We start from the raw sequence: 25,140 nt of genomic DNA, 5'->3' as shown, positions 1-25,140 counted from the left end.
GGACGGCGGCCCCTCCTGGCGATGGCAAACCCTTCTCGCTGCCAGGCCCTACCGCTGGGCGACCGCGATCTTCACCTCTGCGTTTCCACACCGAAAGCGGTGAGCAGGCGCTCCGCCGCCAGGCCAGGGGTGACCTCTCCGGCCATGACGGCGCGCTCCAGCGCCGGCAGCGCTTCGGACACCGCCGGATGCCGGCGGAAGCATGCCAGCAGCGTGTCGTCGATCTCGCTCCAGAGCCATGCCCGCGCCTGTTCGGCGCGGCGGCGTGCCAAGCCGTCTTCGCCGAGCGCATCCTGATAGCGGCCGACGGCCTGCCAAACCTCGGCGATACCCGCTCCGGTCAAGGCCGAGCACCGCAGGACCGGGACCTGCCAAGCCGCCGACAGGGGCCGCAGCATCCGAAGCGCCGACTGATACTCCGCTGCCGCCCGCGCGGCTGCTTCGGTCATGTCGCCGTCGGCCTTGTTCACCACCACCAGATCGGCGATTTCCACCACGCCCTTCTTGATACCCTGAAGTTCGTCGCCGCCGCTGGGCAGCAGCAGCAGCAGAAAGAGGTCGACCATATCTGCGACCGCGGTTTCCGACTGCCCGACGCCGACGGTCTCGACGATCACCACGTCGAAGCCGGCGGCTTCGCAGACCAGCATGGCTTCGCGGGTCCGTCGCGCCACGCCCCCCAGCGACCCGCCTGTCGGCGAGGGACGGATGAAGGCGTCGGGATTGCGCGCAAGCTCCTCCATGCGAGTCTTGTCGCCCAGAATGGACCCACCGGTTCGCCGGCTGGAGGGATCGATGGCCAGGACCGCGATCTTGTGCCCCTCCTCGATCAGCTGTGCGCCGAAGGTTTCGATAAAGCTCGATTTGCCGACGCCGGGCACGCCGGAAATCCCCAGTCGGATGGAGCGGCCCGTGTGCGGCAGAACCTCGGTCAGCAAGGCTTCCGCCTGGGCGCGGTGGTTCGGGTGGGTCGACTCGATCAGGGTGATGGCGCGCGCCAGGGCCCGGCGTTTGCCGGCAAGCAGATCCTGCGTGAGAGAGGGAGAAACCGGGGCGTTCGACTCGGGCATGGCAGCAGAAAGCTAGCGAAGCCGAGGGGAAGGCGAAAGACCCGGCGACCGGCGGCTCACTCTGCTTTGCAGACCGCCTTTACTGTCTATGCGCGGTCAGCTAGGTCCTCTTGGATCATGACCAACGTGATCGAGGATCCCTTTCGTAGCGCTTTCGCTGCTCTGGCTCGTGAACAGGGACGATTCGCCATCGGCGCCGCGGTGGCGCGTGGTGGCGGCAAACCGCTGGTTCTTGTATCGGGACGTCGGCACAAGGGAAGCGACGAACCGGTCGCCCTCACGGCGCCTTGGCATATCGGGTCGATCACCAAGTCCTTTACAGCCTCCTTGGTCTTCAAGCTGGTCGAGCGTGACCAACTGACCTTGGATGAACCCCTCGACAGGCTTCTCGTAGCACAGGCGCCGGAAATGCATCCCGCCTGGCGTAACATCACTCTGCGCCAGGTCTTGAGTCACACAGCCGGCCTTCCTGCGAACGTGTCGATGGTCGAGCTGCTGCGGTCTGTCGGCGACGATCTCGTCGCCGAGCGTCTAGCACGGCTGCGGAAGCTGTGGGTCGATCCGCCCAGCGGGAAAGTCGGCGAGTTCCTTTACTCCAACGTCGGGTACGTTCTCGCCGGCAGCGTGGTCGAAGCTGTCGCCGGACGGCCCTGGGAAGAGCTGATCGTCACGGAAATCGCCGAACCTCTGGGGCTTTCCTCCCTTGGCTTCGGCCCGCCGACCGGAGCCGATGCGGCTTGGGGACACCAAAAGCTCCTTGGTCTGTCGCGGGCTAGGGACCCGTCTCGCGAGGGGGCCGACAACCCGGCCTGGATGGGGCCGGCCGGAACCCTCCATCTGAACTTGGCCGACCTCGCTATCTGGGGACAGACACATCTCGCGGCTTGCCGGGATGAGCGGCCGGATTTCCTGGCCGGCGAGAGCTGCAGGCTACTGCGCCGCCCGGTCACTGCGGAGATCGGTCTTGGCTGGGTCGTTCAGCCTATTCCGAATCGTCAGGCCACGATGATTTGGGCGAACGGATCCAATACCTTTTGGTACGCGATTCTGGGGATGGTGCCGGAGGAGGATCTGGTCATTGCCCTGGTACTGAACCGTTTCGACCAGAAAGGCGGCGACGCGGGGCTTCGGAGCTTGCTTGCGACGGTACTCGACAGTTTGTAGCCGTCGCTCTTTAGATTGCCCGCTCTGTCCAGACCGTTTACCGGACCGTCTCCTCCAGCGGTTTCTTTTCGGCCTCCTGCTGGCGCCGCCACATGGCGGCGTAGACGCCCCCGGCCGCCAGAAGTGCGGCATGCCGCCCCCGCTCGACGATACGGCCGGCCTCCAGCACCAGGATCTCGTCAGCCTCCACCACGGTCGAGAGCCGGTGGGCGATCACCAGCGTGGTGCGGCCGCGGCTGACTTCGCGCAGGTTGGCCTGAATCTCCCGTTCCGTCTGGGTGTCGAGGGCCGAGGTGGCCTCGTCGAACAGCAGGATCGAGGGAGCCTTCAGAATGGTGCGTGCGATGGCGACGCGCTGTTTCTCGCCTCCCGACAGCTTCAGACCGCGTTCGCCGACCAAGGTATCCAGGCCCTTGGGGAGTCCACGCACGAAGCCACCGATGTGCGCCAGATCGGCGGCGCGCTCGATTTCCGCCGCTTTTACCGTCGGATTGCCGTAGGCGATGTTGTAGCCGATGGTGTCGTTGAACAGCACGGTGTCCTGCGGCACGATCCCGATCGCCTTCCGCAGGGAGCTTTGCGTGATGTCGCGTAGATCCTGCCCATCGATTTCTATGCGCCCCCCGGTCACGTCGTAGAAACGGAAAAGCAGCCGCGACAGCGTCGACTTTCCGGCGCCCGAGGGGCCGACGACCGCGACGGTGTGGCCGGGCGGAACCGTGAAGTCGATCCCGCGCAGGATCTCGCGCTCCGGGTCGTAGGCGAAGTGGACGTTCTCGAAGACGATCTGCCCGCCCGTAAGCCGCAGATCCGCTGCTCCGGGCCGATCTTCGACGTCAGTGTTCACCTTCAGGAGTTGGAACATGGTCTCCATGTCCACGAGCGACTGTTTGACCTCGCGATAGACGAAACCGAAGAAGTTGAGCGGCTGGGCGAGCTGCATCATGTAGGCGTTGACCGCCACGAAATCGCCGGCGGTCATGGTGCCCTCGGAAACCCGGAAGGCAGCGAGCAGCATTAAGGCTGTGACGCCGCTGGCGATAATCGCGGCCTGGCCGATGTTCAGAATCGACAGCGAGGTCTTGGAGGCGGTGGCGGCCGTTTCATAGGCGCGGAGACCGACGTCGTAGCGCGCGGCTTCATGGGACTCGTTGGCGAAGTATTTGACCGTCTCATAATTGATCAGGGAATCGATCGCGCGCGTGTTGGCTTGCTGATCGCTCTCATTCATCTGGCGGCGAAGCTTCAGACGCCATTCGGTGACCCGATAGGTATAGACGATATAGCTGCCGACCGTGACGAAGGTGATCCCCGCGACCTCGATTCCGTAGAGGACCCAAAGAATGGTTACGGAGAAGGCCAGTTCGACGAAGGTCGGCAGGATCGAGAAGAGTGCGTAGCTCAGCAGCGTATCGATGGCCTTGGTGCCGCGCTCGATCACGCGGCTGAGGCCACCGGTCTGGCGGTCGAGATGGAACTGCAGCGACAGGCCGTGCAGGTGCTTAAAGGTCCCGAGCGCGACCTGCCGGATCGCCCGTTGACCGACCTTCGCGAAGAAGAAGTCTCGCAGCTCCTGAAACGAGAGGCTGAAGACCCTGGCGGCGCCGTAGGCCAGGATGACGAAGACCGGGACCGTGATCTCGGGGGGCGGGCCGCCTGCGTCGCCGGTCAGCGTCAGGGCGTCCACGGCTTCCTTGTACAGCAGCGGAACCACGACGATCGCGCCCTTGGCCGCGAAGAGGCACAGCATCGCGAGCACGACGCGCCGCCGCAGATCCGGCCGGTCCGCCGGCCAGAGGTGAGGCAGCAGATCCTTCAGGGTCTGCCAATGGCTGCGCGCACCAGGCGCGGCGGCCGGAACGGGATCGGACGGCATCGACAAGGGCTCCGTCGGGTCTTTAGAGCCGGTTCGCCTGGGTTTCCCCCAGCTTACCGGGCCTGGCTTGCCGAGTCCGGATTACTGGGTCCGTCCAAGTGAACGCGACAGCAGAAGGTAGAGCTTGCCGACATCTGCGGTCAGGAAGGTCGCGCTCAGGACGTGCTCGGGATCGCAGGCTGTGGCTTGGCTCATCAGGCTTTCGAACTGATTGATATAGCGCGTGGCCTGCTCGCGGAAACGCTCGTCCTCCTTGAAGCGTTCCGCGATCTTCGGTGCGACGTAGCTCTCGTCCTTCTGGCGGGCAAGTCTGCGTGCGAAGATCGAGCGGTCGCCCTTGCGATGCCGTTTCCACAGGTCCTCCGGCACCTCGCCCTCGAACAGGCGGGTCAGGTCGATGGCCTGGGAGTTCAGGTCCTCGATCATCACGGTCGCGCTGCGCAGGAAGAGGTCTCGGCGGCTCTCCAGGTCCGACTGCTTGAGGCTGAGAGCCTGCTTACCCGCTTCGTCGGCCGCTTGGCGCAGTTCGCCGCTGCGTTGCTGGAACTGGCCGCTGATCTCCTCCAGCCGTTCCGCCACTGTCTTGACGGAGGTGTCGAAGTGGGCGCGCTGGCGATCGAGCAGCTGCCCAAGTTCGCCCGCCTTGGACAGGGCGGCTTCTGCGGAGCTGCCCAGGGCCTCGCTGCGCGCCGCGACCACATCGCCGAGTTTGTTGAGCGACTGCAGCGAACTCTCGGAAACCTCCCGCAGGTCGGCAAGCTGCGCCTGCGCTTCTTCTCGCAGGTCGTAGCCGGCAGCCGTTGCATTGGCCGTTGACTCCTGCAGGGCGCGGGTCTGGCCCGCCAGTTCGTCCTGTAGCGAGCGGGTCAGGCGATTGAGCTCGCCGCTGAGGACTTGCAGACGAGCCAACTCCTCCTCGACCGCGCTGCGCAGGGCACCGGCCGCCTTCTGGGCGCCGGCGGCGGAGGCGGCCAGCGCCTCGTTCTGTGTGCGCAGTTCTGCAGCGGCCTCCAACTCTCGCTGTTCGGCCAGTCCCGCCGTTTCGCGCAGTTCGGCGGAAAGACTGCGGAGGCCGGTTCCAACCTCGCCGACCCTCCGGCCCGTTTCCTCGGCGGCGGCTCTCAACTCCGACACCCGGGTCTGGAAGGCTTGTCCGGCGCGCTCCGCCTTCTCCACCGCGCGGTCCGAGGCGGCGTTGAGCGACTCTACATGCGGGCGAACCAACTCCCCCGCCTGCTGCAGCTTGCGTCCGGCATAGGCGGCCAACTCGGTGAAGCTCTCCGAATTGGCCTCGGCCAGGGCCGTGAGTTCCACGGTGGCTTGCTCGACCTGCTCGCGCAAGCGCTGGCCGGATCGTTCGGCGATGCCGGACAGTTCGGAGCCTTGCGCCCGGAAGAGGACGGTCATCTCCTTGGCGCCGGTGGCCGCCGCTGCGAAGGTTTCGCGCGCCGCCTCGCTCCCCTCGGTCAGCCGCTCGGTCACACCGCTCGCCTTGGTCTCGATCTCGCTCGAAAGACCGCGCATGGCCTCGGCTTCCTGATCCAGCGTGGCCTTCAGGTAGTCGGCCTGCGAGGTCGTGCGTTCGAAGGCGCCGGTCAGGCGGGCCAGGGAGTCCTGCACCTCGTCCGAGAAGGCTTTGGCTTCCCGTGCCAGCCGCCCGGCCGCCGAGAGCACCGCCTTGCTGTCGCCCTCCAGATCCGCCCGCAGAGAAACGGCGGCGCCCTTGACCTCCTCGGTGGCCGCCGCCATCGCGCGGGCATGGTCGGCCATCTGCTCGGCGGCTCGCCCGCTGTCGTCCAGGGCCTGTTCAATAGCCTTTTCGAACTCTCCGGCCGGATGACGCAGCGTCCCCGCGATCTCCTCCGCCGTCTTGCGCGCCCGGTCGAGCACCGCGTCATAGGCTGCGATCTCGGTTTCGCTGGCCGTCCGGCTTTCCGCAACCAGGGCTGCCAGATGCCCGCGCGCTTCCGTCAGCTCCATCTGTTGCGCGGACAGAGCTTCGCGAAGCTGTTCGGCCTGGGATGAGGCGCGCACCCCCGCGCCGGTCAGCTCTTGGCTCTGCTTGGCGAAGGCGATGCGTACGGACTCCAGTTTCTCGGCCACCTCCGCGCCGGTCTGGCGGAGAATCTCGCCCTGCTCGGCGAGCTGCTGGGTGATGTCGCGGACCTGAACTGCGGCCGTGTCCGGCGGATAGGCCAGTGCGTCGATCTTCCTCAGCAGATCCCGGCTCTCGGAGCGAAGGCTCGTTGCGCTGACCAGCGTGAAGGCGATCAGCCAAATCAACGCGACGGGGAGCAGAATGCCCCCGAGGCCGGCGGCCAGATCGGTCGGCAGCAGCTGTCCGAGATTGGTCCAGCCAAGGGTTCGCTCCAGGTACCAGACGACGAAGCCGGCCCAGATCAGCGTCGCCACAACGGCGGCGGCAAAGATCGGAAGGGTGCGGCGCCAGTGCTCCATATCACCCAGCCCTCTGTGCCGACGGGCTCGTCTCGGACCCGTATCTCGTCGGACCCTCTCGACTTCTGCGATTACCCCTGCCGGCCGTCATCGTGGCGGTCAAGCCGCCTTGCGGGCGCGGCGCAGCAGACCGAGGATTTCGCTCGCCGCTTGAGGGATGTTGGTTCCGGGTCCGTAGATAGCGGAGACCCCGGCGTCCATCAGGAACTGATAGTCCTGAGGCGGGATTACCCCGCCGCAGACGACGAGAATGTCGTCGCCGCCTTCCTGCTTGAGGGCGTCGATCAGGCTCGGGACCAGCGTGCGGTGACCGGCGGCCTGGCTCGAGATCCCGATGACGTGCACGTCGTTCTCGATCGCTTGGCGCGCACCTTCCTCCGGCGTCTGGAACAGCGGGCCGATATCGACGTCGAAGCCGATGTCCGCGAAGGCCGTGGCGATGACCTTCGCGCCGCGGTCGTGGCCGTCCTGCCCCAGCTTGACCACCAGCAGGCGGGGCCGTCGTCCCTCTTCCTTCGCGAAGTCCTCGACCTCGCCGCGAATGCGCCGAAAGCCCTCGTCGCCCTCGTAGGCGGAGCCGTAGACTCCAGAGATCGAGCGGACGACGGCCCGGTGGCGGGTGAAGACCCGCTCCAGCGCATCCGAGATTTCGCCGACCGTGGCCCTCGCCCGGGTCGCATTGACCGCGAGTTCCAACAGGTTGCCGGTCTTGGTCTCCGCTGCGGTCGAAAGCGCGTCCAGCGTTGCCCGGACCTGCGCTTCGTCCCGGTTCTTACGCACGCCCTTCAGCCGCTCGACCTGTTTGGTCAGAACTTCGGCGTTGTCGATGGAGAGGATGTCGATCTCCTCGGCGGTGTCCGCCGCGTACTTGTTGACGCCGACGATCGTCTCCTCGCCGCGATCGATCCGGGCCTGACGCAGGGCGGCGGACTCCTCGATGCGCATCTTCGGCATGCCGGTATCGACCGCCTTGGTCATGCCGCCGAGCGCCTCGACCTCGTCGATCAGCTCCAGGGCATGGGCCGCCAGGCTGTGCGTCAGGCTTTCGACGTAGTAGCTGCCGCCCAGGGGGTCGACGACGTTGGTGATGCCGGTTTCCTCCTGCAGGATCAGCTGCGTGTTGCGCGCGATGCGGGCGGAGAAGGGCGTAGGCAGCGCGACGGCCTCGTCCAACGCATTGGTGTGCAGCGACTGCGTCCCGCCCAGCGCGGCGGCCAACGCCTCGACCGTCGTGCGGATCACGTTGTTGTAGGGGTCCTGCTCGGTCAGCGAGACGCCGGAGGTCTGGCAGTGGGTGCGCAGCATCAGGGAGCGCGCATCCTGCGGATCGAAATGCTTGGTCATCAACTGCGCCCAGAGCATGCGGGCGGCCCGCAGCTTGGCCACCTCCATGAAAAAGTTCATGCCGATGGCGAAGAAGAAGGACAGGCGCGGCGCGAAGGCATCAACCTTCAGGCCCTTGGAGAGGGCCGCGCGCACGTATTCCAGGCCGTCCGCCAGAGTGAAGGCCAGCTCCTGCACCGCCGTCGCCCCGGCTTCCTGCATGTGATAGCCGGAGATTGAGATCGAGTTGAAGCGCGGCATCCGCTGCGCCGTGAACTCGATGATGTCGGCCACGATCCGCATCGAGGGCTCGGGCGGATAGATGTAGGTATTGCGGACCATGAACTCCTTCAGAATGTCGTTCTGGATGGTGCCGCTGAGCTTCTCGGGCTCCACGCCCTGTTCCTCGGCGGCGACTATGTAGCCGGCCATGACCGGCAGAACCGCGCCGTTCATGGTCATGGATACCGACATCTGATCCAGCGGAATGCCGTCGAACAGGATCTTCATGTCCTCGACGGAGTCGATCGCCACGCCGGCCTTGCCGACATCGCCGACGACGCGGGGGTGGTCGCTGTCGTAGCCCCGATGGGTCGCCAGATCGAAGGCCACCGACAGGCCCTTCTGCCCGGCCTTCAGATTGGCCCGATAGAAGGCGTTCGATTGCTCCGCCGTGGAAAAGCCGGCGTACTGCCGCAGGGTCCAGGGCCGTCCGACGTACATGGTCGCACGGGGGCCACGGGTGAAGGGCGCGAAGCCCGGCAGGGTTTCGGTATCCGCGAGTGCGTCCAGGTCGGTGGCCGTGTAGAGCGGCTTGACCTCGATGCCCTCGGGTGTCGTCCAGGTCAGCCCGTCAAGCGAATCCCGCTTCAACTCCTTGGCTGCTTGAGCTTGCCAGTCCTGGAGGCTTTTCTTGGGGAAATCCACCATCTGTCAGGTATCCGCCGTGCCGCCGTGCCGGTCTCTAGCGCAGACCGCGGTTCGTTCCGTCGGATATAACCATGCTGGCGCGTGGGCTGTCCACGCGGCGGCATCGGACCGAAGCCTGCGAATCGGCAGACCTCGGCGATCTCTCGGGGCGGCCGCTCCATCAGGCTATGTGATCGCTTCACGGTAGCGATGGGGCGAAATGGTCTCTTCCTCGGCGAGCAATGCCCTGACACCCTTGCGTTCAACCGCAGCAAGGAAAGGAACAGAAAACATGTCCGACAGCGGTCGCGAAGAGGTTCAAATCGATGTTTTGCTGGATCGCCAGAGGCCCGTTCCGACAGGCGGCTTGGTCGTCGTCTTCCGCGAGGGCGCCGGCGCTACGGCCCAGATCGGGGCGTTGGAGGCCGGCGGACTGCGGGCCACGTCGCTGTCGGTTATCGCAGACCTGACCGACTTCATGTCGGCGGAACGGGAGGTCTGTGCGGTCTTGACGGATCTGGGCGTAGCCTTCGTTCCCGACTGCGCGCCGGGGCGCGCCGAGGAGCTGATGGGCATGCTCGGGCGCCAGGAGGCGATCGCCGATACGCGTCCGGAATTCTATCTCTTTGCGACGGCACCCTTTCAGGACACCGCGGAGCGTACCTGGGGCCTCGCCGCAACCGGCGCGTTCGAGAGCCGTTTCACCGGCGAGGGAATCAAGCTGGCGGTTCTTGATACGGGGCTGGACCTGCAGCACCCGGACTACAGCGGCCGCAATGTCATCAGTCGCAGTTTCGTGCCGGACGAGGCCGTGGACGACCTGCAGGGCCACGGCACCCATTGTGCGGGCACCGCCGCGGGCCGCTCGGCTGACCCGGCCGCACTGCGCTATGGGGTGGCGCCGCAGGCGGATCTCTACATCGGCAAGGTGCTGAACAACCGTGGCGCCGGCCGGGAGCGGGACATCTTGGCCGGGATGGCCTGGGCCGTCGCCGAGGGCTGCGCGGTCCTTTCCCTGTCCCTCGGCGCTGCCGTCCGCCGGGGCGAAACCTTCAACACGCTCTATGAGCGCGAGGCTCAAGCCGCCCTCAACGCCGGAAGCCTCATCGTAGCGGCTGCCGGAAACGAGAGCTCGCGGGAGGCCGGCTACATCGCACCTGTCGGTTCGCCGGCGAACGCACCGTCGATCCTGGCGGTCGCCGCCGTGGATCAGGCGCTGGAGGTGGCCGAGTTCTCGAGCGGCGGCATCAACGGCGACGGCGGAGAGGTCGATCTCGCGGCGCCGGGCGTCGGCGTCTTCTCGTCCCTGCCCTTGCCGCGCGAGTACGGTTCGCTGCGCGGCACCAGCATGGCCTGTCCGCATGTGGCCGGCTGTGCGGCGCTTTGGGCGCAGAGCGACCCTGCTTTGCGCGGCCGGGCCCTGTGGGACAGGCTGCTGTCGACCGCGGCCCCTCTGTCGGCATCCGAACGGGACGTGGGTCGCGGGCTGGTGCAAGCGCCAGCTTGACGCATGACGACCGTTCCCTACCTGCTGTGGGACGGCGAACGTCGCGGAGGGACCTTCGCGCCTCGGAGGGCGGGGCTTTTGGATCGGAGGCGATTTCTCCAATGGCTTGGTGCGCGATCGCGGTGACAGTAGACGCAAGGTACCTGCGCCAGACCGCTGCCATCGGCGCGGAACTGGAAAAGCTCGGGTTCAAGGTGGAGGAGGTCCGTCCGGAAATCGGTGCGATCTTCGGCGCTGGCGACAGCGACCTCTTCCCTCGGGCGGCGCGCATTGCGGGGGTTCAGGAGGTCCGCGAAGAAGGGCGCGTTCAACTGCCACCCTCGGACGGCGACACCCCGCAGTAACCTAGGCTGCTCCGACCCGCTTGCGATCACCAGCGGAGAATGGGGAGGCAGGCGGCCGGCGTCAGACCGGCATCTGCGCAGAGGCGGTCGACCGCCTGCTGGTTCGGCGTCTCACCCTCCGCGATACCCAGCGCTTCGGCATGGATGCCGCCGGCAATCAGGATCGGTGCGATCCCTGCGGCCTGGGCGCCGGCGATGTCGGTGCGCAGAGAGTCTCCCAAGGCGGCGGTGCGGGAGGCATCGGATAGCCCGAGCTCGGAGAGACAGATCTCGTAGGCCTCGCCGAAGGGTTTTCCGTGATAGCGCACTTCGCCGCCCAGGGTCTCGTATTGCTGCGCCAACAGACCGGCACAGATCTCGCGTTGGCCGCCGCGGATCACCTCCAGATCGGGGTTGGCGCAGATCATCGGCAAGCTCAGACGGACGCCCGTCTCCAGCACCTCCGCGTAGTCTTCGAGTTTGGAGTCGGTTCTATGCGCGCCGGTGTTGAGCAGAAAATCCGCCGCCGAAATCTCCGTCACGAACTCGTAGTCGAGACCCTTTTGGATGCCCTCGTCTCTTTTCGGGCCGACGTGGTAAGCGCGGCGTCCAAGCCCAGCGTGCCAGGGGTCGCGTCGCTCCGCCAGATTGCGCCAGGCCATCTCACCCGACGACAGGACGAAATCGTACAGGCCGGGCGCGATGCCCAGCTCGTTCATCCTGGCCTCCACCTCGGCGGCACGGCGCGGCGCGTTGGACAGGACGGCGATCTTGGCGCCTGCGTCGCGCAGATGCTCCAGGCAGTCGATGGCTTCGGGGAAGGCGCGCACGCCGTCGTGCAGAACGCCCCAGAGATCGCAGATATAGGCGTCGTAGGCCGCGGCCAGGGGTGCCAGGCCGGCGTGGAGGGGGATCGTCATGGGAAGTCCGCTCGTGAGCTTGGAAGGGCAGCGGCGTTCTTCTGCCACATCCGCTGCGACGGGAAAAGCGATCCCTCCGGTTTGCCGAGGCGGAGGACGCTTCGCTTCGCGGGGCGCGCTTTTGAAGTCGCCGGTCAGGCCGCCAGTCAGGCCGCCAGGCGGGCCGGGCGCGGTTCGCCGAAGAGGTAGCCTTGGCCGTAGTCAATGCCGAGTTCCAGAAGTTCGACCAGTTGCGCGTCCGTTTCGATACGCTCGACGATCAGGTCGATTTCCGCTTGGGCCAAACTGCGACGCAGCGCGATCACCTCTTGCGGCGAGCTGTCGAGCAGGGCGTTGGCGGAGATCTTGATCAGCCCGACCCGGCGCGCGGCCAGCTTGGCGGCGTCGAACTCGAGATCTCGGACGCCGTCGATCGATAGACCTGCGCCCAGCTGCCAGAGGCGCTCCAAATAGTCCTCGGCCTGGTCGTCCAGTTTGGCGAAGTCGGCTTGCGACATCTCGAAGATGAGGCTGGGGGCCAATTCCAGGTTGGCGTCCAGATAATCGACGAAGTCGCCGAAGAACTCGGTGTCCCTGAGTGTGTTGGGAGAGAGGTTGCAGATGAAGCCGACCCGCTCTCCCTTCTTCTGAATGCGTCGCACAAGCTGAATGCAGCGTAACAGCAGCATGTTGTCGATGGCGGCCATCAAGCCGGCGCGTTCTGCGACGGCGATGTAGGCCTTTGGCAGAAGTGTCCGTCCCTCCGCGTCGCGCAGGCGCGAGAAGCACTCGTAGAAACGGCGGCGGCGCTGCGGCAGGCTGACAACCGGCTGCAGCACCAGGTCGATGCGATCATGCTTGAGCGCTTCCCGAACGGCTGTCAGGGCACGTGCCGGATCCGGAGATGCGGCCTGTCGAGTCCCCTCGCCGTCGAGGGTCTCGGGTCGCAGCATGGGCGCCGCCTCGGTCGGTTTCGCCGGGCTTGCCGTCTCTCTTTGCGGCTTATCGAGCTGTGTGGCGACCGATTTCAGCAGCCGGACTTCCGCGCGGGCCTCGTTCAGCGCCCGTTCGGGCGCTGGGGACCGGTTCGCCGCCTGCGTCCGCAAGGCCTCAAGTAGGCTCTGAAGCTCACGCCGGGCCCAGAGCAGGTCCTCTTCGGTATCGTGAAAACGCGCCTGCAGTTCGTCGAGTTCGCCCCGTAGCAGCGTCAATCGACGGCCTTGGTTTAGCGTCGCGATGCCCGCGCACAGCAAGATGAAGAGGGCGCCGGTCAGCGCGCCCCGCGTGTCCGCCCCAAGATCGGGCAGCCACGTCGGCAGGGCGGACCAGAGGGCGCCGGTGAGTGCGATCGGCGCCAGCAGGAGAAGCAAGGTGCGGAGCATGGCCGCCACAGTGAGCCATCAGGGCTTGCGCAAGCGTTAACCACAAGCTAGCCAAGCCTCCCAGACAGGCAGGATAACGAGGGTCATGAGCCTTACCATCTATCACAATCCCCGCTGCTCGAAGTCCCGGCAGACCTTGGCTTTACTGACCGAGCGCGGGCTCTCGCCGAAGGTGGTCGCCTACCTGGAGACACCGCCGTCCGTCGCGATCCTGAAGGATCTTCTCAAGAAGCTCGACTTGCGGCCGCGCGAGCTGTTGCGGACCAAGGAGGCAGCCTACAAGGAGCTGCAGCTTGGCGATCCGGGCAAAAGCGATGCGGAGATTCTCGCCGCTATGGCGTCGCACCCGATTCTGATTGAGCGCCCGATCGTGGTGAAGGACGGCAAGGCCGCGTTGGGCCGGCCGCCGGAGCAAGTGCTGGAGATTCTCTAGAGCGCGATCGTCTCAGGTGGAAGCGTTCGGCCTCCACCTGAGACGTGAATCGCCCTCTAAACCTTATGATGAGAGCGCGATCGTTTCGGGGCGATTCCGCCAAGGCCTGTTCAGACGCATTCTTTCGCATCGGCGCCGACCGCGTCTGCGACTCGGGTGAAGCCGTCGCGTTTCAGCAGGTCGTGGAGGTCCCGCTTGATGCGCTTGACCAGGCCGGGGCCGTGGTAGATCAGGGCCGTGTAGAGCTGCACCAGGCTGGCGCCGGCGCGGATCTTGGCATAGGCCGTCGCGCCGTCCTCTACGCCGCCAACGCCGATCAGCGGAACGCGCCCTTCGGTGAGGCGGTACATCTCGCCGAGCAGGTCGGTCGAAGCCGCGAACAGAGGCCGCCCCGAGAGACCGCCGGTTTCCGCGCGCGCCGAACCTTGAAGACTCTCCGGCCTGGCGAGCGTCGTGTTGGAGACGATCAGGCCGTCGAGACTCGCGAGCGCCACGGCGGCGATGTCGCGCTTGTCCGCCTCGGTCAGGTCCGGAGCGATCTTCAAGACCAGGGGCGGCGCCGGATCCGGCAGGTCCGCGCGCACGGCGGCGATCAGGTTCTCCAGCTCGGCGCGACCCTGCAGGGCCCGCAGACCGGGTGTGTTCGGTGAGGACACGTTGATCACCAGGTAGTCCGCGTAGCGCGCCAGCGCGCGGGTTCCGGCGGCATAGTCGGCGGCCGCCTCGCCATCCTTGTTCTTGCCCAGATTGACGCCGAGCAATCCGGGAGTCCGCTTCGCACGAAAGGACTTCAGCCGAGGCTCGGCGCCGGCGATACCCTCGTTGTTGAAGCCCAGACGGTTGATCACGGCGTGGGACGCCGGCAAGCGAAAGACGCGCGGGCGCGGATTGCCGGCCTGAGGCCTGGGCGTGATCGAGCCGACCTCGACGAACCCGAAGCCGAGTTTCAGGAGCGGCGCCATGACCTCGGCATTCTTGTCGAACCCGGCGGAGATCCCGAGCGGGTTCGCAAAGTGTTTGCCCCAGACCTCCGTCGCCAGCACCGGGTCGTCGGATCCGGTGTCGCCGGCAAAGATTCCCGATTTCAAGGCCCGGAGCGTCAGAGCATGGGCGCGCTCCGGCGGCAGGCGGAACAGCAGCGGTCGAAAGGCTGTGTAGAGGCTCATGGTTCGAGGGACGGAAAGAGGTGTCGGCCGTCGCTGCCCAGCGGCAGATCCCGCACGAAGACGACCGCTTCGCCCGGCAGCGGCCCATAGAGATGCGGGAAAAGCTGTCCGCCGCGTGAGGGCTCCCACTTCAGCGACGGCCCCAGCGCGTCGGCTTCGACGCCGAGAATCACCAGTCCCTCCTGTCCGGCACGGTGTTTGGTGACGGAGGCCTCGAGCTGTTCACCGGTGGAAAAGTGAATGAAGCCGTCGCGGTGGTCGTCCGCTGACCCGCTATAGCGGCCCGTCGTTTGGGCGGCGCTCCAAGCTTCGCGCGGGCAGACGTGGAAAATCAATGACATGCGGGATCCGGCTGAAACAGCGTTCGGGAAGACTTCCAGATTGGGACCTTGCTCTACAGCAGTTTGCGGCCCAATGGAATCGTCGGAAGGAGCTGAAAGATCCGGGAGCGGGTTAGGCGAATAGAAGTGATTTGTTCATCATTAGATTGGATTGTATTCATTTACATAAAGATTCATTGGGCTCGTACGCGATTTCAATTGGCCCGATAGAAACCGCACCGATAGTAGCCCGGCGTTTGTCCGCGCCGCGATCGCTTTAGTTTGCAGTTTGGGAGTTGACGGACCATGTCCAGTTCCACTTCGCATAAGCGCGCTGGTAAGCCCCACCTCCGCGTCATCGACGGTGGCCTCTGCAGCGGCGCCGGCAGCGTTGAGGATTCGGCGCTGCGGTTCGGCGACGGGTCTTTTCAGTCCTCGATGCAGGCTTCTTTGCGGCCCTGCGACCTTGCCGTCGATCGCGATTCCCTGGCCGGTCTAGCGGACAACGAAGTGGCTGTTCTCAGCCGCAGCGTCGACAGTCCGGCTTTGGCCGCGGCTCTCGAGGCAATCACCGGATCGAGCAAAGGCGACCGCGTGGCGGTGCCGCGCGAGCCCGATGCCCTGATGGTTGCGACGGGTGCGGCCGTGGCCGGCGTCGACCGTGCGACGGCCGAACGGATCTACCGCGCTATGGTGCGTTTGGCCGAGTAGAACGCTCGCGGGACCACGCCGCAGTTCCTTCGAAATCATTAGCTGCAAAGCTGGTTTGCACCTCCTGCAAAGACTGTCGTCTGATATCTCCTTGAAATTGGTATCACCAATTTTCACAATGGTAATACCAATTTAATGCTGAGCCGTTACGGTCGAAAACGACCGGAAATCGCCCGGCAAGAAAGGAAAGTCAGTCGCTATGTTCGAAGATCTCAGCATCCTGCAAATCGCAAGCCTCATCACCGCCGTTGCCGTCGTCGTCGCTTTCGCGGCAGGTATCGCGGCCGCTGGTCTGACCGACCGCTTCCTCGACCGTCGCTGACGCTGAGCGGCATTGCGTGTGCCGAATCGCCCGCTATGCTGCGGTCTGGCAGCGCGCCGGGCGTGAGTGAGACTCGCCCTCCCGCGCGGATCGCAAGGGACTGGAACGAGGATCGTAATGACCGCTTGGCATTTCTTCGACGGGCAGTGGCATGAGGGCAACCCGGCGATCATGGGGCCGATGTCCCATGGCTTCTGGATGGCCTCCACGGTCTTCGACGGGGCACGCGCCTTTGAGGGGGTCATCCCGGACATGGACCTGCACTGCGGCCGCCTGAATGCCTCCGCCTCCGCGTTCGGTCTCAAGCCCTTGCACACGCAGGGCGAGATGCTGGAGCTGGTTGCCGAGGGCCTAAAGAAGTTCCCGAAGGATGCCGAGCTCTACGTACGGCCGACGTATTGGGCGGAGTCGGGGTTCGTCGCGGCCGACCCGGAGTCGACCCGCTTCTGCCTCTCTCTGCACGAATCGCCGCTGCCCGAGCCGAACGGTTTCTCAGTCACACTCAGCCCCTTTCGCCGCCCGACGCTGGAGATGGCGCCGACCAACGCCAAGGCCGCCTGCCTCTATCCCAACAGCGGTCGTGCGATGCTGGAGGCGAAGAGCCGCGGATTCGATAATGCCGTTCTCTGCGATGCGCTCGGCAACGTGGCCGAGTTGGCCACGGCCAATATCTGGCTCGGCCTGGACGGCGCGGCCCATACGCCGGCGCCGAACGGCACCTTCCTCAACGGCATCACCAAGCAGCGCAGTCACAAACTGATGGAGCAGGCCGGCATCGAGGTCCATGAACGGCCTCTGACCTGGAACGACTTCCTGAAAGCCGACGAGATCTTTTCGACCGGCAACTACGGCAAGGTCATGCCGATCACCCGGATCGAGGGGCGCGAGCTGCAGCCGGGGCCGATCTACCGCAAAGCCCGCGAGCTTTACTGGCAGTGGGCGCACGACACTTCTCCGATCTAAAGGGCGCTCCTTGTTTGATCGAAGCGAAGCCGCTTCCGTCAAACAGGTAACTCGCACTCTAGACTTAGGTGCTCCCGATCTAGCGCCTTTCTAGAAACGTCCGAACTCTTCGCGCCGTCGCTTCCGACCGTTTCGGGGGGCAACGAAGGCTCGTCCTTTCCCGGAACTAGCAAGCGTTGGCCGCTTTTTGGCTTCGCCGATAGAACCGAAAGGCGCCTCAGCATTAACCAAGCGGAAATGTAGATAGGATTTACTGGGTCTGTCTTCGAAGTTTCGAGCAGGGAGCGCCCGGTTTGGCAAATCTCGACATGGACGGACCCTTCGACCTCGACAAACGGGTCGTACAGGCTTCCGTCACGCAACCGCTGCCGGGTACCTTCGCAATCGGCCACAAGGACAAGGCCGGTCGCTTCCAGGTCCAATACATCGGCCGGGACGACCAGAATCTGGCGCAGGCCCTGATGATTGCGGTCAATCGCGGCATCGGCAAGCCGGGTCTCTTTGGCCGCATGCTCGGCGGCAAGCCCGTAGCGAACGCCTTTAAATTCTCTTACGCCAGCACGGCTCAAGCGGCCTATGAGAAACAGTGCCGCAACTACCATGCCTTCGGTGAAGGTCGCAGCCTGGAGAACCGCGAACATCCGAAACCGCCGCAGGGCAGCGGTTTCAAGTGTCCGATCTGCGGCGCCGCGTAGCGGCTCCGGGCTTCCGGGGAACTCTTTCTAGAGTGTTCCGAAGCGGTAGACCTTCTCGTCCAAGGCGAGGCGCAGGGTTTCCAGAACCCAGTCGTTTGCGGCGATGACTTCGGTCAGATCCCTCGCTTCTCGCCATTCCATGATGCGTTCGGGCGTGAAGAACTGATGTTCGGAAAGGCGCTCGTGCGCCAGTTCCATCAAGAGCAGATTCATGCGCGGGTCTGTTGCGGCAGCAAGAACGGCACGTGCGTGGATCAGTCGGTAGGATCTGATCTGATCGTTGATCCTTGCCAGCGGCCGCGGGTGCTCGACCGTCTCACTATTAGAGAGAACGTCGGACAGAACCAGTCCCGCACCGCCGTCGGAATTCGGTGGAGACAGTCCCATCAAGGCGGCAATTGTCGGCGCCACATCAATGTTCTCGGCATGATCGATGGTTCGCCCTTCCGCCACACTAGGTCCAGCGAAGATGAGCGGCGTCAGTGCGGCCTCTTCATCGAGCGTAAGATGCCAGCCGTAAGGTGACTGACCATCACCCATTACAACAAAGAGAGTGTCTTCGAGTTGCCCGCGAGCCTGCAGGAAGTCGAGTAGTCGCCCGATCTGCCGGTCGGCCTTCTCCAAGGCTGCTCGGTAGGGCGCGTTGGGATGAAAGATGTTCTGTGCCCAGGGTTGATCCGCGAGGTTCTTGCCTGACTCGACTCTGCCGGCGATGCCAGTCTCCTGAAGCATGATGCGCGCAAAAGCGATATCCCCCTCTGCTTCGAAGGTGCCGATGACGAAATCGATGAGTGCCTCGTCCGAAATCCCGGACGTAGTGAGAGCATAGTCGAATCCGCTATTGAGCGACTGGTAGGCTGCGCTGCCGGCAGCGTGCAGTGTCTTGCCGCGACTGCGGAGAACATGCTGGAGAAACCGTGGCCGTTCGGTGAGAAAGGCCGTTCCGGCAAGCGTAGAGACATTAGGGAAGGATGTGGTGTGCCACTCACCGTAGGCCCCGACGGTCGGATGAGCAGGGAAGTGCAGAATACCCGTCTCCGCGCTTGTGCCGCGCATTCGCAGCGCCTGAAGATGCGGTAGATCGAAGCGTTCGATAGTCTCGGGATGCAGGCCGTCGATCTTCAGAAGAATCGCCCGGTTCGGCTTTGGAGCCTCCTCGTTAGCGAAGCCGGACGTCGTGGCCATGCCACTGACCATGGAGACGAACAGCAGGAGGCAACAGAACTTTTTCATCAGGTACCTCGTCCAACCTGAGTCGAAAGCTCGACCTAGGTAGCGGTTGCCCAGAACGAAAATTCATCCTGTCTATCGGTCGATCGCGAGAGCCTATCGCTTCCCCGTAACTTTACCCGTTGCTTCAGGACTGCTGACCGAGCATGGCCAATAGCGCCTCGATCTTGCTGCCCAGGGCCACAAGTTCCAGCTCGACGAACAGCCGATCTTTCGTATCCGTCAGAGGAACGGTTACGACCCCGTGGAACCTCAAGTTCGCCGCAGCTTGGCTCGCGACGAGACCGACTCCCAGTCCGCCGGCGATGATCGCCATCTGGCTGTGCAGACGCTTCGCTTCCGCGGCAACCTGAAAGTCGCCGCCGGCCTCCCGTACCAGCGAACGGATGCGGCGATAGAGATCTGGCCCCTGCGATTCCGGGAAAAGAACGAGGGGTTCCTGTGCGATGTCGGAAAAACGCAATGATGTCCGGCGCGCCAGACGATGGTCGGCCGGCAGCGCGGCACAGAAAGGGTCCAGGCCGAGGGAGCGGCTCTCGAAATCGGCTGGCTGTGCGACAGGCGGATGCAAGAGGCCGACATCCAGGTGGCCCAATGTCAGGGCCTCGACTTGCTGTGGGGTCGAGAGCTCGCTGAGTTTAGGCAGCGGTTGTCCCTTGGCCTTGAGACCGCGCAGCAATGCCGGAAGTGCGGCATTCAAAGCCGCCGAGACGAAGCCAATGCGCAGCGGCTGGGTTTGGCCACCGATCTCGCGGAGGCGGGCCTCCGCACGTTCGAGCCGACCCAGGATGGCGGCTGCGTCCCTCGCCAGTTCCTGGCCGGCTTCCGTCAAAGCCATTCCGGCGACGCTGCGCTCGAAGAGCTGCACAGCCAGGCGTTCCTCCAACTGCCGGATCGCAGCGGTCAGTGGTGGTTGGCTCATGTTGAGCGCACGAGCCGCCGCTCTAACCGTTCCTCTTTCCGCGACAGCCAGGAACTGGCGGAGCACACGATGGTCGAGGGCAAGCATGCGATATGTTTAAGCTATCGTCAGGGCCTAATAAAGTATTTTGGAAGGATCGCGAGCCGCGTCATATCGCTCTCCACGACCGGATCAAGTTATCGGAGATGAAGTCGATGGCGCGTACCCTTCTGTCGATCGCGATGCTGTTGTTCGCATCCTCGGATCTATCCGCCGCTGTCGAGCGCAGGTCTTTTACGGTGGTGTCGGATCCTGGCATCGAAATCGCCGTGAGGGAGGTGATCGATCCATTGTTGCCTCCGACTGGTGATCCCGTGATCCTCCTGCATGGTGCCCGTGTTCCCGGCGTTCCGTCTTTCGATCTCGATGTACCCGGAGGCAGCCTGGCACGCGATCTCGCGGCCGCGGGTTTGGCCGTCTATATTGTCGACCTTCGCGGCTATGGTGCCTCGACCCGCCTCGCGGCCATGAACGCGCCTCAACGTCCGGAGAGTCCTCTGACGCGAACGGGCGCAGCGGTGCGCGACTTGACGGCGGCCGTCGCTGCCATCCGCGAGCGCCGCGACGTCGAGCAAGTTGCGCTGCTTGGCTGGGCGACCGGCGGACACTGGGCCGGAGCCTATGCCGCTCATGCGCCGGAGACGGTGTCCAAGCTGGTTCTCTACAACAGCCTCTACGGCTATACGACGGGGCACCCCGTCCTGGGGCGCGGATCGCGTCTCGCCGACCCGGACGATCCCGAGCGTTTCAACATCGGGCGGTTCCAGAACTACCGGCTGAACACGGCCGACAGCCTTCTTCCGGGCTGGGACCGTTCCATCCCAATTGAGGACAAGGCGGCCTGGCGTGATCCCTCGGTCGCGCAGGCCTACGTCCAGGCCGCTCTGGCCAGTGACCCGACGAGCGCGCGACGCGATCCCCCCAGTTTTCGTGCCCCCTCCGGCGCCATGGCTGACAGCTTCCTGCTCGCAACGGGAGCGGCCCTGTGGGATGCCCGTCTAATCACCGCCGACGTACTGTTGGTGCGGTCGGAAAACGACTTCTGGTCGCGGCCGGAAGACATCACGCAGTTGGAGGCGCACCTCAGTGCGCGTGGCATCGGCGAGGTGCGTTCTATCGAAATTCCTGAGGCAACCCATTTCGTACATCTCGACCGGGAGGAACACGGTCGCGACAGCTTCCTGGATGCCGTGACAAGGTTCCTGGCGGACTGACGTCTCTTGTTTGACGCCTCTTAGACGTCGGGACCGCAATCACTCAGGAACCAAGTCGTCAAGATACCAAAGCGCAAGCGCTTTGTCTCTGTAGTCGCCGCCCGCTTCTTCACAGCCTTCCAGTAGAGTTTCTATGGGCGCAGGAAACTTGAAGGGTGCAACCTGAAGATTGAGCGGCCGCCAGTCTCCATCCTCGATGTCGCCGTTATCAGGGAGATCCAGGAAGGTCGTTGTTAAGAGGTATCGCGCACCGCAGCCGCGCAGGTTCGCCAGCGCACGGTCGATATTCGCGAAGGATAGATGGACCAGACAGTCTCGGCAAAGCACGAGATCGGCTTGCGGCAAGGCGTCTTCCAGAAGATCCATTTGCATGAAGTCGCGTCCCGGTGCGCCATGCTTCGCCCGGTTCGCTGCCACGACATCCGTGACGATATCCCCGCCGATATAGTCGATTCCGGTGAGATCGACGGCCGCCATCCAGCCGAATACACCGCATGGCAGATCCAGCAAACGGCGTATCCTGTAACGGTCCAACAGGGTTTGGAGACCTGACCGTATCTGTGTCGTTGCGGAGATCTCGGAGCCCAGGCCGGAGGGTGTTTCGACCGCTCCCCAGAGATTGGTTCGATGGATCAACGCGAAGCGCTCATTCAGAGGCAAGCCGGCGAAGGCGGCGCGTCGTTCGTCGAAGCGCAACTGCGCGAGCGCAGGCCGTCGCTGCCGGAGTGGTCTCACGCGCGGGCCAGGTCCTCGCCGGCCAGCGCGCGTGCGACCAGGGCGCGGCTCTCCGGCAGGCCGTAGAGAGCGAAGAAACTGCCCAGGCGCGGTCCCTGCTCCTGTCCCAGCAGGACTTCGTAGCAGGCCTTGAACCAGTCGCGCAGGGAGGGAAAGGTCTCGCGCTTGCCGATCTCGTAGACGCGGTTCTGGATGGTCTCGCCGTCGGCGTCGTCGGGCAGCCCTTCCAGTTCCGTGAGCAGGTCTTCGAAGGCCGGGCGCTCCTCCGGTGACGGCGCCCGGTAGCGCTTGGCCGGCTTCACGAAGTCCCGATAGTAGACGATGGCGTAGTCGACCAGCTGCGCCAGAATCGGATCGCTCTGCGGACTCGCAGTCGGTGCGTAGCGGCTGATGAAGCCCCAGAGAACCTCCGGCGCATCGGCGTTGCAGGCGCCCACGAGGTTCAGCAGCAGGCTGAAGGAGAGATGGGCCGGCTCGCGCGGCGGTGTCCCGTCGTGGATGTGCCAGACGGGATTCTCGACCCGCTTCTCGACGGCTTCCTCCTCGTACTTGGCGAGAAAGGTCAGATAGTCGTCGACGGTGCGGGGAATCGCATCGAAGTAGAGCCGCTTCGCCGCGCGCGGCTTCTGGAACATGAAAAGAGACAGGCTCTCCGGCGGCGCATAGGTCAGCCACTCCTCGACCGACAGGCCGTTGCCCTTGGACTTCGAGATCTTCTCGCCCTTCTCGTCCAGAAAGAGTTCATAGGTGAAACCTTCGGGCGGTTGGCCGCCGAGAATCTTGCAGATACGCGCACCTAGGCGCACCGACTCGATCAGGTCCTTTCCGGACATCTCGTAGTCGACGCCCAGGGCCGCCCAGCGCATGCCCCAGTCCGGCTTCCACTGCAGCTTACAGTGGCCGCCGGTGACTGGCAGTTCGGTCTTGCTGCCGTCCTCGTCCTCGAAGACAACGGTGCCGGATTCGACCCTGCGTTCCAGAATCGGAACCTGCAGAACGCGACCGGTCTTGGGTGAGATCGGCAGGAAAGGGCTGTAGGTGCGCCGACGCTCCTCGCCGAGGGTCGGGAGCATCACCTGCATCACCTCCTCGTAGCGCTCCAGCACCGTCAGCAGCGCGGCGTCGAAACGGCCGGAGCGGTAGAAGTCGGTGGAGGACTGAAACTCGTAGTCGAAGCCGAAGGCGTCCAGGAAAGCCCGCAGGCGCGCGTTGTTGTGGGCTCCGAAGCTCTCGTGCCGATCGCCGAAGGGGTCTGGGATCGCCGTTAGCGGCTTGCCCAGATGCTGGGCCAGGAGTTCCTTGTTCGGGACGTTGTCGGGAACCTTGCGCAGGCCGTCCATATCGTCCGAGAAACAGAAGAGACGCGTGGGAATGTCGCTCAGGCGCTCGAAGGCGCGGCGGACCATGGTGGTGCGCACCACCTCGCCGAAGGTGCCGATGTGCGGCAGACCCGACGGACCGTAACCGGTCTCGAAGAGCGCATAGCCCTTGTCCGGCGTCTTGCCGCCCAGGCGTTTGAGCAGCTTGCGGGCCTCCTCGAAAGGCCAGGCCTTCGCCGTCTCCGCCAGCTCGCGTTCGCTCGTCATCGTCCTGCTTATCCTACGTGAAGGGCGGGCAAGCTAGGCAGGTGAGGGGGAGCGCGTCAACGCGCCCGGGCTGCGATTGTCACAGAGGGGTCATGCAAGCCTGTTGGAGCCGGCGCGGCGCGCGCCCTACTCAGCACTTGCGAAGAGGTGCCGGAAGAAATTCTCTTCTTTCGCCATCTCGACGAGCTGGACCCGCTGATCGGGGGTCAGATCGGCTGCCCAGCCGTGCAGGTCGGTGCCGACCTCCGCCCAGAACGCGTTGCGTTCGCGTCCGCGCCCGTTGAGAATCTCCTGCACACGCGTGGTGTCGTAGACCTCGTCGTCGAGCATCTCGATCAATTCGGTGCGCGCCGGCGTTCCGTCGGTCTGCTGGCGGGCGAGGCCTTCGATCGTGCGTTGACGAAAGTCGCGCAGGCCTTCGGTTTCCTCCGGCGTCAAGGCCAGCTGCTCCGCGACCCTGGCGATGTGCGCCTCGGGATCGGGACGATCCTCCTCGGCGGCGAAGTGGCCGAAGACGGCGCCACCAAGAAGCCCCAGGTTAAGCAGAAGCGAGAGTACCAGAGCGACGGTCAGCAGCGGAGCGCGCACGGCCAGCGCCTAGAGGAACGGGGCAGGCTGGGCGCCGAAATCGGCGACCGTGACCTGCACGCTGTCGAAGCTGGCGAGCGAAGGAGCGAGTCCTTCGGTCCCGATTCCGAAACCGCCGACACCCACCACCAGCGCCAGAGCTGCCATCGCACTCCAGCGCACGATGGGCTGACCGAGAAAACGGGCTATCCAACTCCCGTCATCCGACTCTACTCTCGCCGGTGTACGGACGATGGCCTGGGCGCGGCTGACGAAAGCTGCCGGTGCCGCAAGTCGCCCCGTTTCCGCAGCCTCCGTTTCCGCAGCCTCCGTCGCCGCACGCAGCAGGGCTACCTCCTCGGCGGCCTCCGGCGCGTCCGCGATCCAGGCCTCCACGCGTGCGCTTTCCGCTTCGCTCAGGCGGCCCTCCAGCCAAGACGCCAGAAGGATCGGCTCCGGCCGCTCGAGCGAAGTCCTGCTCCGCCCCGTGCGCGCCACGAGGCGCCGCGCAGCGTCGCTGCCAATTTCGAACTCTCGCTCCCCGATCATTTCGCAACACCCCTATCTCACGAAAACTTGTACGCGCCGCCGGCAGCCGTCATCCCTGGTCTACTTTAGCGAAATGCTGACGCAGCTTCGTTAAGGCCTTGTGGTGCATGGAGCGCACCGTTTGTGCTTCGACGCCGAGCAACGCCGCGGCCTCGGCGACATCCTTTTCCTCGTCGTAGAGCATCCGCAAAACAGCGGCCTGGCGTTCCGACAGAAGGCCCTCCGGGATGCGAACCGGCTGTACGGGTTCGACCGGATCCACCGCAAGCCGGTACTCCGGCACATCGTCGATCGGATCGGCATGGACGCCGGTCGGTCGTCCGCGGCGCAGGGCATCGATCGCCGTCGTTGTTGCGATCACCGTCAGGAAGGTGGTGATCTTCGCCTTGGCCGGGTCGTAGCCCCGCAGCAGCTTGTAGTCGTTGCGGCAGAGCTTGAGGTAGACCTCCTGCACCACGTCGTCGGCTTCGTCGCCCCGGCCGGCGGGGGCCATGCGTTTTTGCACGGCGGCGTAGACGACCGCAGCCGTGTCGGCCACGAAGCCGTCCCATGCCGGCTTGTCGCCCTGCACGAGCCGTTTGATCTGATGGGCATCTGCGCGCATTCCGCAGGTAGGCAATAAAGCCTGTGGCCGCCTGAGGCCAGCCTGCAAACGTTCAGCGCCGCGTTTCCCGGCTCCATTCGAGGTCGAGACTGCGGCGGGAGGGGGCGAGTCGGCCGTCGCGCGCGGCTTGGACGCCAGAGGATGCCGAATCGGTGCCACGCGAGGCGCCTCCCC

At 64.8% G+C, this 25,140-nt stretch carries 24 protein-coding genes; 9 read left to right on the top strand and 15 right to left on the bottom strand.

The window, feature by feature from the left end:
* Positions 1–71 precede the first annotated feature (71 nt).
* Positions 72–1,070 (bottom strand): methylmalonyl Co-A mutase-associated GTPase MeaB, encoded by a 999-nt coding sequence (meaB, locus tag ACO054_RS16690; RefSeq protein ID WP_421707715.1) that lies wholly within the window; start codon positions 1,068–1,070, stop codon positions 72–74.
* 117 nt (positions 1,071–1,187) lie between these two features.
* On the opposite strand from meaB, the gene ACO054_RS16685 reads away from it, so the two are divergent.
* Complete coding sequence (locus ACO054_RS16685) at positions 1,188–2,234, top strand: serine hydrolase domain-containing protein (protein WP_421707714.1); 1,047 nt, start codon at positions 1,188–1,190, stop codon at positions 2,232–2,234.
* A gap of 37 nt (positions 2,235–2,271) precedes the next feature.
* Here the strand turns inward: ACO054_RS16685 and ACO054_RS16680 are convergent, their stop codons facing one another.
* The 3 genes from ACO054_RS16680 to scpA form a co-directional block, all read right to left on the bottom strand.
* Complete coding sequence (locus tag ACO054_RS16680; protein WP_421707713.1) at positions 2,272–4,110, bottom strand: ABCB family ABC transporter ATP-binding protein/permease; 1,839 nt, start codon at positions 4,108–4,110, stop codon at positions 2,272–2,274.
* Positions 4,111–4,191: 81 nt separating this feature from the next.
* Positions 4,192–6,567, bottom strand: coding sequence for a hypothetical protein (locus ACO054_RS16675; RefSeq protein ID WP_421707712.1), 2,376 nt, complete (start codon positions 6,565–6,567; stop codon positions 4,192–4,194).
* A 99-nt stretch (positions 6,568–6,666) separates the two neighbouring features.
* Entirely contained in the window at positions 6,667–8,820 is a 2,154-nt protein-coding gene (scpA, locus tag ACO054_RS16670; RefSeq protein WP_421707711.1) for a methylmalonyl-CoA mutase, read from the bottom strand.
* Positions 8,821–9,091: 271 nt separating this feature from the next.
* Between scpA and ACO054_RS16665 the strand changes: the two genes are divergently transcribed.
* Both ACO054_RS16665 and ACO054_RS16660 read left to right on the top strand, forming a co-directional pair.
* Positions 9,092–10,306 carry a S8 family serine peptidase gene (locus ACO054_RS16665; RefSeq protein WP_421707710.1) on the top strand — a complete coding sequence of 405 codons (1,215 nt, stop codon included), beginning with the start codon at positions 9,092–9,094 and terminating at the stop codon, positions 10,304–10,306.
* Between the two features lie 122 nt (positions 10,307–10,428).
* Positions 10,429–10,650, top strand: coding sequence for a hypothetical protein (locus ACO054_RS16660; protein ID WP_421707709.1), 222 nt, complete (start codon positions 10,429–10,431; stop codon positions 10,648–10,650).
* Between the two features lie 26 nt (positions 10,651–10,676).
* On the opposite strand, the gene ACO054_RS16655 is transcribed toward ACO054_RS16660, so the two are convergent.
* Together ACO054_RS16655 and ACO054_RS16650 are read right to left on the bottom strand one after the other, a co-directional pair.
* Positions 10,677–11,549: a TIGR01459 family HAD-type hydrolase gene (locus ACO054_RS16655; protein WP_421707708.1), complete on the bottom strand. Its 873-nt coding sequence runs from the start codon at positions 11,547–11,549 to the stop codon at positions 10,677–10,679.
* A 146-nt stretch (positions 11,550–11,695) separates the two neighbouring features.
* Complete coding sequence (locus ACO054_RS16650) at positions 11,696–12,910, bottom strand: EAL domain-containing protein (protein WP_421707707.1); 1,215 nt, start codon at positions 12,908–12,910, stop codon at positions 11,696–11,698.
* 85 nt (positions 12,911–12,995) lie between these two features.
* On the opposite strand from ACO054_RS16650, the gene arsC reads away from it, so the two are divergent.
* Positions 12,996–13,343: an arsenate reductase (glutaredoxin) gene (gene arsC / locus ACO054_RS16645; RefSeq protein WP_421707706.1), complete on the top strand. Its 348-nt coding sequence runs from the start codon at positions 12,996–12,998 to the stop codon at positions 13,341–13,343.
* 110 nt (positions 13,344–13,453) lie between these two features.
* On the opposite strand, the gene ACO054_RS16640 is transcribed toward arsC, so the two are convergent.
* Both ACO054_RS16640 and ACO054_RS16635 read right to left on the bottom strand, forming a co-directional pair.
* A complete protein-coding gene (locus ACO054_RS16640; protein ID WP_421707705.1) occupies positions 13,454–14,509 on the bottom strand; it encodes a quinone-dependent dihydroorotate dehydrogenase in 1,056 nt (351 codons plus the stop codon).
* Complete coding sequence (locus ACO054_RS16635) at positions 14,506–14,850, bottom strand: DUF952 domain-containing protein (protein WP_421707704.1); 345 nt, start codon at positions 14,848–14,850, stop codon at positions 14,506–14,508. The genes ACO054_RS16640 and ACO054_RS16635 overlap by 4 nt, the downstream gene beginning before the upstream one ends.
* Positions 14,851–15,135: 285 nt before the next feature.
* Here ACO054_RS16635 and ACO054_RS16630 point away from each other — a divergent pair, with 285 nt between their 5' ends.
* From ACO054_RS16630 to ACO054_RS16615, 4 genes are all read left to right on the top strand, one after another.
* Positions 15,136–15,540, top strand: a complete 405-nt coding sequence (locus tag ACO054_RS16630; protein ID WP_421707703.1) for a hypothetical protein — start codon at positions 15,136–15,138, stop codon at positions 15,538–15,540.
* A 199-nt stretch (positions 15,541–15,739) separates the two neighbouring features.
* Complete coding sequence (locus ACO054_RS16625; protein ID WP_421707702.1) at positions 15,740–15,862, top strand: hypothetical protein; 123 nt, start codon at positions 15,740–15,742, stop codon at positions 15,860–15,862.
* A gap of 117 nt (positions 15,863–15,979) precedes the next feature.
* Complete coding sequence (locus ACO054_RS16620) at positions 15,980–16,825, top strand: branched-chain amino acid aminotransferase (RefSeq protein ID WP_421707701.1); 846 nt, start codon at positions 15,980–15,982, stop codon at positions 16,823–16,825.
* A gap of 293 nt (positions 16,826–17,118) precedes the next feature.
* The gene (locus ACO054_RS16615) at positions 17,119–17,520 is read left to right on the top strand and encodes a hypothetical protein (RefSeq protein ID WP_421707700.1); all 402 of its coding nucleotides are present in this window, start codon (positions 17,119–17,121) and stop codon (positions 17,518–17,520) included.
* 27 nt (positions 17,521–17,547) lie between these two features.
* Here ACO054_RS16615 and ACO054_RS16610 read toward each other — a convergent pair whose 3' ends face one another.
* On the bottom strand, positions 17,548–18,753 hold the full coding sequence (locus ACO054_RS16610) for a sulfatase-like hydrolase/transferase (RefSeq protein WP_421707699.1): 1,206 nt from the start codon (positions 18,751–18,753) through the stop codon (positions 17,548–17,550).
* Between the two features lie 124 nt (positions 18,754–18,877).
* A complete protein-coding gene (locus ACO054_RS16605; protein WP_421707698.1) occupies positions 18,878–19,759 on the bottom strand; it encodes a LysR substrate-binding domain-containing protein in 882 nt (293 codons plus the stop codon).
* Between the two features lie 107 nt (positions 19,760–19,866).
* Between ACO054_RS16605 and ACO054_RS16600 the strand changes: the two genes are divergently transcribed.
* Positions 19,867–20,925 carry an alpha/beta hydrolase gene (locus tag ACO054_RS16600; protein WP_421707697.1) on the top strand — a complete coding sequence of 353 codons (1,059 nt, stop codon included), beginning with the start codon at positions 19,867–19,869 and terminating at the stop codon, positions 20,923–20,925.
* Between the two features lie 39 nt (positions 20,926–20,964).
* Here the strand turns inward: ACO054_RS16600 and ACO054_RS16595 are convergent, their stop codons facing one another.
* From ACO054_RS16595 to ACO054_RS16575, 5 genes are all read right to left on the bottom strand, one after another.
* Entirely contained in the window at positions 20,965–21,660 is a 696-nt protein-coding gene (locus ACO054_RS16595; RefSeq protein WP_421707696.1) for a class I SAM-dependent methyltransferase, read from the bottom strand.
* A complete protein-coding gene (locus ACO054_RS16590) occupies positions 21,657–23,246 on the bottom strand; it encodes a lysine--tRNA ligase (RefSeq protein ID WP_421707695.1) in 1,590 nt (529 codons plus the stop codon). Before ACO054_RS16590 ends, ACO054_RS16595 begins: the two co-directional genes overlap by 4 nt.
* A 126-nt stretch (positions 23,247–23,372) precedes the next feature.
* A complete protein-coding gene (locus ACO054_RS16585) occupies positions 23,373–23,834 on the bottom strand; it encodes a periplasmic heavy metal sensor (protein WP_421707694.1) in 462 nt (153 codons plus the stop codon).
* Between the two features lie 9 nt (positions 23,835–23,843).
* Positions 23,844–24,362: a hypothetical protein gene (locus tag ACO054_RS16580; protein ID WP_421707692.1), complete on the bottom strand. Its 519-nt coding sequence runs from the start codon at positions 24,360–24,362 to the stop codon at positions 23,844–23,846.
* Between the two features lie 49 nt (positions 24,363–24,411).
* Positions 24,412–24,933: an RNA polymerase sigma factor gene (locus ACO054_RS16575; protein ID WP_421707691.1), complete on the bottom strand. Its 522-nt coding sequence runs from the start codon at positions 24,931–24,933 to the stop codon at positions 24,412–24,414.
* Positions 24,934–25,140: the final 207 nt, after the last annotated feature.

The sequence above is a fragment of the Algihabitans sp. genome, assembly GCF_965226985.1.
In the GTDB taxonomy this organism is placed as follows: Bacteria; Pseudomonadota; Alphaproteobacteria; order Kiloniellales; family DSM-21159; genus Algihabitans.
Note: the sequence above shows the minus strand (reverse complement) of the source record. Positions and strands in the feature narration are given on the sequence as shown.